This window comes from Pseudoalteromonas sp. Z1A6 (genome assembly GCF_011378745.1).
Taxonomy (GTDB): Bacteria; Pseudomonadota; Gammaproteobacteria; order Enterobacterales; family Alteromonadaceae; genus Pseudoalteromonas; species Pseudoalteromonas arctica.
The window spans coordinates 1-7391 of record NZ_WTKW01000214.1; the positions used below are offsets into that span (position 1 = coordinate 1).

Annotated in this window: 4 protein-coding genes; 3 read left to right on the forward strand and 1 reads right to left on the reverse strand. The window is 38.3% G+C overall.

Annotated elements, in window-relative coordinates; genetic code table 11:
• The first annotated feature begins 105 nt into the window (after positions 1–105).
• From GQR46_RS13465 to GQR46_RS13475, 3 genes are all read left to right on the forward strand, one after another.
• A complete protein-coding gene (locus GQR46_RS13465; RefSeq protein ID WP_007378079.1) occupies positions 106–879 on the forward strand; it encodes a phytanoyl-CoA dioxygenase family protein in 774 nt (257 codons plus the stop codon).
• A 77-nt stretch (positions 880–956) separates the two neighbouring features.
• Positions 957–2060 carry a 6-bladed beta-propeller gene (locus tag GQR46_RS13470; protein WP_165741212.1) on the forward strand — a complete coding sequence of 368 codons (1104 nt, stop codon included), beginning with the start codon at positions 957–959 and terminating at the stop codon, positions 2058–2060.
• An 82-nt stretch (positions 2061–2142) separates the two neighbouring features.
• Positions 2143–4509 (forward strand): beta-galactosidase, encoded by a 2367-nt coding sequence (locus tag GQR46_RS13475; protein WP_240922907.1) that lies wholly within the window; start codon positions 2143–2145, stop codon positions 4507–4509.
• A 137-nt stretch (positions 4510–4646) separates the two neighbouring features.
• Here GQR46_RS13475 and GQR46_RS13480 read toward each other — a convergent pair whose 3' ends face one another.
• A complete protein-coding gene (locus tag GQR46_RS13480; protein WP_165741213.1) occupies positions 4647–7112 on the reverse strand; it encodes a ricin-type beta-trefoil lectin domain protein in 2466 nt (821 codons plus the stop codon).
• Positions 7113–7391 lie beyond the last annotated feature (279 nt).

Here is a 7391-nt window from a genome sequence, read left to right on the forward strand (position 1 = left end):
ATATATGAATTCTATATTTTTATATAAATTACGCTTGACCTAAATGCTTAACCGAGCAATCATTGTTAACAATATACAACTGTAAGAGAAAATGGAAATATATTTATGTCACACACTTATTTAACACCACAACAAATAGCTGATTTTCACCGTGATGGTTATATTATTGTCAAAAATTACTACAGCGCTGATGAAATTGAGCTATTACAACAAACTGCTTTTAATGACGATACACTCTATGAGCGAGCATGGGACAAAAAAGACGCCGACGGCGCTGTAAGTAAAGTCTGTTTATGGCAAAAAACAGGCGACGATTTATACAGTATGTTTTCTCGCGGTCGTCGTTTAATTGAAGTATGCGAAACACTTATTGGCGAAGAGGTGTACCACACCAGCACTAAAATTATGATGAAAGAACCATTTGTAGGTGGCGCCTGGGAATGGCATCAAGATTTTGGCTACTGGCATCGTGATAACTACATGCTTTATCCAAAATCAATTAGCTGTATGGTCGCCATTAATAAAGCGACGCAAGAAAATGGTTGCTTGCAAGTACTTAAAGGCTCACATCATTTGGGACGATTAGATCACAGTAAAACGGGTGACCAAAAAGGCGCCTGTTTAGAGTTTGTAGAAGAAGCAATGAAGTACCATGAACTTATCAATGTAGAACTTGAACCAGGTGATGTACTGTTTTTCCACTGTAATTTACTGCATAAATCAAATCAAAACCGTGCTGCAGAACCTCGCTGGTCAATGATCAGTGCTTACAATGCGATTAGCAACCAACCATTTAAAGAAAACGAAGCTGTTTATTACCCTTTAAATCGCGTTAACGATGATGCTATTTTAAATTTTAAAGCAAAAGAACGCACTTAAAGTAACCTTCTAGCCTAAACCAGCTTATGCATTATAGCCCAATGCATAAGCTGGTTTTTTTATATGGAAAATTCTGTATGTTAACCTCAGAGCAAAAACACCTTATACCTCACGCTACTCCTAAAAATGACGAAGACCCGCACGGGAAAATAATTGGCCAAGGTCAATTTAAATACAAAATAGACGCCCACTGGGGGAAGTTAAACCCAAATAAATACCCTATAGAAAATTGTCATGCGATGGTGATGGACTCACAAGGGAGAATATTTATGATCACCGATAACACGACTAATAATATTTTAGTTTATAGCCAAAACGGTGAATTACTTGACGCTTTTGGAAGCTCTTTTCCTGGTGGACACGCTATAAAAATTGTAAAAGAAGGCGAGCAAGAATTTTTATACGTTGTAGATAGTGGCTGGATTGTTAATCGCCACTGGGATGGTCACAGCACAGAGCAATGGGATAGCCCTACTAACAATGTCATTCCACAGGCTGGCTTTATTTCCAAAATGACCTTAGATGGCAAACTGATTTACAGTATTGGCCATCCACAAACGTGCGGTGCTTATAAACCCGAGCAACCTTTTCGCCCTACTGATATTGCCATTGCCCCCAATGGGGACTTATATGTAACCGATGGTTATGGCAGCGACTTTTTACTGCATTATGATAAACAAGGCCGCTATATAAACCATTGGGGCGGTCACCATAATGATGACGAAAATTACAATTTACACAACACCCACGGTATTGAAGTAGACTTACGCGATCCATCAAATCCCACATTAATAGTAAGCTCTCGTTTTGAGCAATGTTTAAAAGTATTTTCGTTTGATGGTAAGTACCTTGATAGAATTAGCGCTAATGGGGCATATATTGGCGGTCCCGTGTTCAAAGGCGAACTATTTTATGCACCTGTTTGCTGGTCGCATATTGACAATAAAAATGCTGACGACTCTGGCTTTATTAGTATATTTGATAAAAATAACACGCTCATAGCTAATTTAGGAGCACCGCAACCCCAGTACAAAAATGGTGAACTACAGCCGATGCAAAGTAACGGGGACATTTTTAATCACGTGCATTGTATTTGCGTAGATCAAGACGACAACTTATATGTTGGCCAGTGGAACGCTTCTAAAACATATCCCATTAAATTAATAAAACAGCTAGAATAATTTAATATAAAAGCCGCATTGTTTATTGTTGACAATTTATTTATAGTACATATTGTCAACAATAAATCACACAGGCTCAATAATGAAAAAAAGTACACCTAAAACAATGACAGGTATATTTAGTATTACTTCCCTTGCTTTGGCGATTACTGCATGCAACGATATCGATACACATATACAAAATACATCTACCGCTCAAACGACATCCAACTCACGCACAACAGATGCCTTTAGCAACGAGCAAATAATTACACCTCTCATGAATTTTAATGATTCATCAGTACAAAGCTGGTTTAAGCATTCTGATACTAACACCTCAATTATAAAAACGGATCAAGCAACAAAATTAGCTATCGATTTTTCATCAAAAGGGAATATCTCTGAACTAAAAATTACCCCTTCTAAGGCATGGGATCTCTCTACTTACAAAAATTATAATGTGGCACTTAATGTAGAAAATACCGCAAATACGTCAATTCAACTTTATTTGTCTATTGAAAATAAAAACGGCGAACTACAGAGTCGCTCAGTAAGCTTACCTGCTAACTACAACGGTACTGTGTATTTTCCACTAGATGGAGTTGAGGCGAATACCAACACAGGCATGTGGGCAGATGCTCCACCATGGGAAACTAAAGATAGGCTATTGGTATGGCGTTCTTGGCGTGATGATGGAGGAGATTTTAGTAAAATCACTGCTATAAATTTATTCACCATCGGAATTTTAGAAGATAAGTCTGTGCTTATTGACAACATACGCCTGAGAAAAAACCCAAAAACTGATCCTAATTGGATGGTAAATATCATTGATAAATACGGCCAATACACCAATAAAACCAATGCCTTAACCATTAAATCAGACGAACAGCTAAAACAACTTGCCAATAAAGAGCTTAGTGACTTAGCAAAGTCTTCAGGCATGGCAAACCGCTCACGATTTGGTGGGTATGCCAATGGCCCAAAACTTAAGGCCACTGGTTACTTTAGAACCGAAAAAGTAGATGGTAAATGGTGGATGGTAGACCCCGAAGGTTACCTCTTTTTTTCACATGGTCCTGCTAATGTGCGCATGGCAAATTTAACCACAATAACTGGTGTTGATTTTAAAGATGACTCTGTTCGTATGCGAAGTAACGATGAAATTACACCAGAGGATTCAATGGGTATAATAGAGATCTCTGATGACGCTAGAAAAAGCAGATTTATAACCTCTAAACTCAGAAACAACATGTTTCAATGGCTACCTGATTACAGTAATCCACTGAGCGAACATTACAGTTATAGACGTTCAACACATAAAGGACCTGTTGCTCATGGCGAAACGTACAGCTTTTATCGTGCAAATTTACAAAGACGCTACGGTGAAGAATCACCTAAATCATATATAGATAAATGGCACGATGTTACGCTCAAGCGAATGAAAGATTGGGGCTTTACATCATTTGGAAATTGGGTTGATCCGGCCTTTTATGATAAAGAGTCTGTGCCTTATTTTGCAAATGGTTGGATTATTGGCGACTTTAAAACCCTATCTGGACATACCAACCATTGGGGACTGATGCCTGACTTTTATGATCCTGAATTTAAAAAACGCGCCGAAATAACAATAGATGCAATTGCTAAAAACATTAAAGCCTCGCCTTGGTGTATTGGCATATTTATAGATAACGAAAAAAGTTGGGGCGAGCGCCAAGGTAGCGTAGAAAAGCGCTACGGTATTATACTCGATGCACTGTCTAAAAGTGCAAAGAAAAGCCCCGCTAAACATGCATTTGCTAAGTACCTTAAACAAAAGTACAGCTCAATCAATGAATTAAATAAGGCATGGCAAAGTGATATTGCAAGCTGGAATGAACTTAATAATGGCGTTACATTTACAACCTTTAGCAACGCACAAATAGCTGATATATCCAAAATGCTCGAAATGCTTGGTGAGCAATATTTTAAAGTAGTAAACGGTACATTAGCTAAAAAGCTCCCAAATCATTTATACATGGGTGCTCGCATGGCCAACTGGGGGATGCCAGATGAAATTATTAAGGCCTCAGTTAAATATTCAGACGTGCTGAGCTTTAATATTTACGAAGAAGGCATGCAAGACAATTACTGGCAATTTTTAGAAGACGTTGACCTACCGGTTGTAATTGGCGAATTCCATATTGGTACAGCAACCGATTCTGGCTTGTTTAACCCAGGTATTGTTCACGCTGCGAATCAAGCAGATCGTGCATCCATGTATAAAAAATATATGCAAAGCGTATTAAGCAAGCCTTATATGGTAGGAGCGCATTGGTTTCAATATGTTGATGAACCAGTTTCTGGACGTGCATTTGATGGTGAAAACGCCAATATAGGCTTTGTTACCACTGCCGACGTACCCTACCCTGAAATGGTAAATGCTGTTAAAGAGGTGACTTCGACCATGTACGAAAAACGCTATAATAAATAATCACACGCGCCGTTACTTCCTTTTAAAACTGCGGGTCTACCTAATATAAGTAAGCCCGCAGTTTGTTTATTTCCTAACTTATACCAATTTGCAATAATACTTAATTAAGCGAATTGATATTAACTTTATTTTACGCACTAGCGAGTAATGCTTTTACTCATTTTAAAGTTTTGTAATGTAAGTGAACTAACAGCGCCGCCAGTGTCTGGAAATGTCACTTCAATACTATTCGTTTTTGCAAGGTCGCTATAAGGTACCGGTATTTCAAGTACACCAAAGAAACGTTCGCGTCCTAACCCTCCATTAACCTGGTCGTACCCTCTAAAATCAGTAGGTACAGCGACTTTATTACCATTAACAGTAACCGTAGGTGTAAGCGACTTACCATGAGGACGACCAACACCTAAGCGTAATACTGCCTCGCCATTAGTTCCTTTATCAACGTTATTAATTGTAAAAAACTGAGTTGAGTTAGCAACAATATCTTTAACCACAGCACTTGCGTAGTGCTTAGTTTCTTGATTAATATTATTAATTATCACATTACTTTGATGACTAATTTTAATGATCATCGTTGACTCTGTGCCCAAATTAACTAAATCAGGTAATACTGTACTATCGTTATCATCAAGGACTGGTTTACCTTGAGCATCAGGATGTAAATGCTTAATGTTTACGCCAGTAACGCTATTAGAACCACCGCCTAAAACACTTAAATCAATATTGGTTGGTGAATTTTCAAGGCTGTTTAATACCAAATAAACATCTTTGCCATCAACATAAGCATCTGCTTGTATATCCAAATCACTCGCCCAGCTATCGATTCGCGTCCCTTTAATATCTGACCAAAGCTGGTAAAACTTAACCATTTCGGTGTAAACCCACTGCTCGCCGGTTTCACCTTCTCCCTCTTTAGCTTGACGTAGTAAACGCCAGTAATACGGAATGGTATCGCTTATACGGCCCCACTCTGCTTTTAATGGAATAAACGGTATGGCTTTATCAATACGGTTAGGCCTTTCCATAAAGCTCATAAGCATAGAGCTCATTGCTTTTAAACATAGCCAATCACGTTGCGGTGTCCATTTAGTGCCAAAAGACCCTTGCAGTTGCGATCCATATTCCGAAATGACTATTGGTTTAATACTCCCCCATTTATAAGCCATGTATTGCTCAACCATATCAAGAGTCGCTTCCATGTTACTACCTTTACGGTATTGCTCTTGATGTTGACCACCAGGGCCGCCTGGAAAGTTTGGAAAATCGTATAAGTGCATCGAAATAAAATCCATTTTATCTCCTGCAATATCTAGAAATGCCTTGTCGCGTTGCTTCCAATTATCAAAATAGTTTGCCCCTTTTTCATAATCAGGAAATGCCACTGTAAAACCGCCTACTTTTACATCGTTCAATGCTGAATTATTATGAACTACATCTGCAACTGAGTTATGTAGCCTAAAGATGTCATATAGACTTTCTTTGTCATAACCTTTATGAGGAAAGTCGTGTAGTTCAAATAGTGGCTCGTTCATAACTTCAAGGTATGTTGGGCGCTTTTGACCTAGAGTATCTGATGCGCCAGCTTTAAAGTACTTTTGTAAAAACTGCGCCATATAATCACCAAGCGCGGTGCCTAGTGGTTCGCCGGCAGTATCAGTTTGCGAAAAAGACCAGTTTTGGTTACCAATTTTAGTACCATCTGGGTAATAAGGGTGCTGCTGTGCTGCGACAATTAAATCACTGTTACGCCCTTCATGCTTTCGCATTGCTTTAGCTTCATCTGTGGTAATATTGGAGTAATTCCATTTAACACCGCCACCATTAGTTGTAGCCGTTACCGCACTTGCATAACCTGGTTTAGCCGAATCTTCTGGTAACTGTGTTAATTGATATTTCATGCTGCCGGTATCGCGGCCAAAATATACATCATAATTTTCTAAAAAGTTCGTCATTAAATTAGGATCAGCATTAGGCGCATTTAAACTTTGAGCATTATTTCCAAACCAGTCACTTTCGGTATTAGATGAGTGCAATGTAATAAACTTACGACGATCAAAACTATCAAACTGACCCACCGCATGCTTAGTATCAATATTAAACTGTACCTTGACTGTATCGTTACTAACGTTTGCACCGCTATTTACTTGTTGCTCAACAACAAACTTACTTTGATTTGCACCACACTGCGATTTAACAACTAAATTACTACCGTCTGATGTGTTAGTTGGTTGAACACATTTACCTCCTGATACATGCTTAATAGCATTAGCCGACGTTTTAGTAAACTTCACTCGGTTATCAAAGTCACAACCCGACCACAAAACAAGTTGCTGTCCATCGACGGGGTTTGCTAAGCCGCCAGGGTGGACGCATAAACCCGACTTAACGTGCTTTATACTCCCACCAGATGTCCAGCTAAACCCTGCTGCATCACCGCTACAGTTATTGTTTAATACTACTTGAGTACCATTTACTGCATTATCAGCGGTTCTAAAACACATTTGTGAAGACGTTTGTTTAATAACAGTGCCAGCGTGTGCATTAAAAACGCTTGAAAGTAATAGCGCGCTCGAAATCGCGCAATACAATGAGCTTTTTTTCATTTTTTGTTACCTATCTTGGTGTGAAAATTAATCCTTTGTGTAAAGGCATCGAATTCACAATCAATATAATGTTAACAATTAACTGTATGCAACAATAAATTAATGACTTGTTCAAATTTCACACTTTAGTACCATAAATAGGCACGTGAATTTAAAGTTTAAATGAACAACATGAACACAATATTTATAGTTACAAATAATAGTCACTTATAACACACACGACAAAAAACAACCGTAAGCATATGTTACTAAATACTTTTTAATTTATCGGCATGAAAT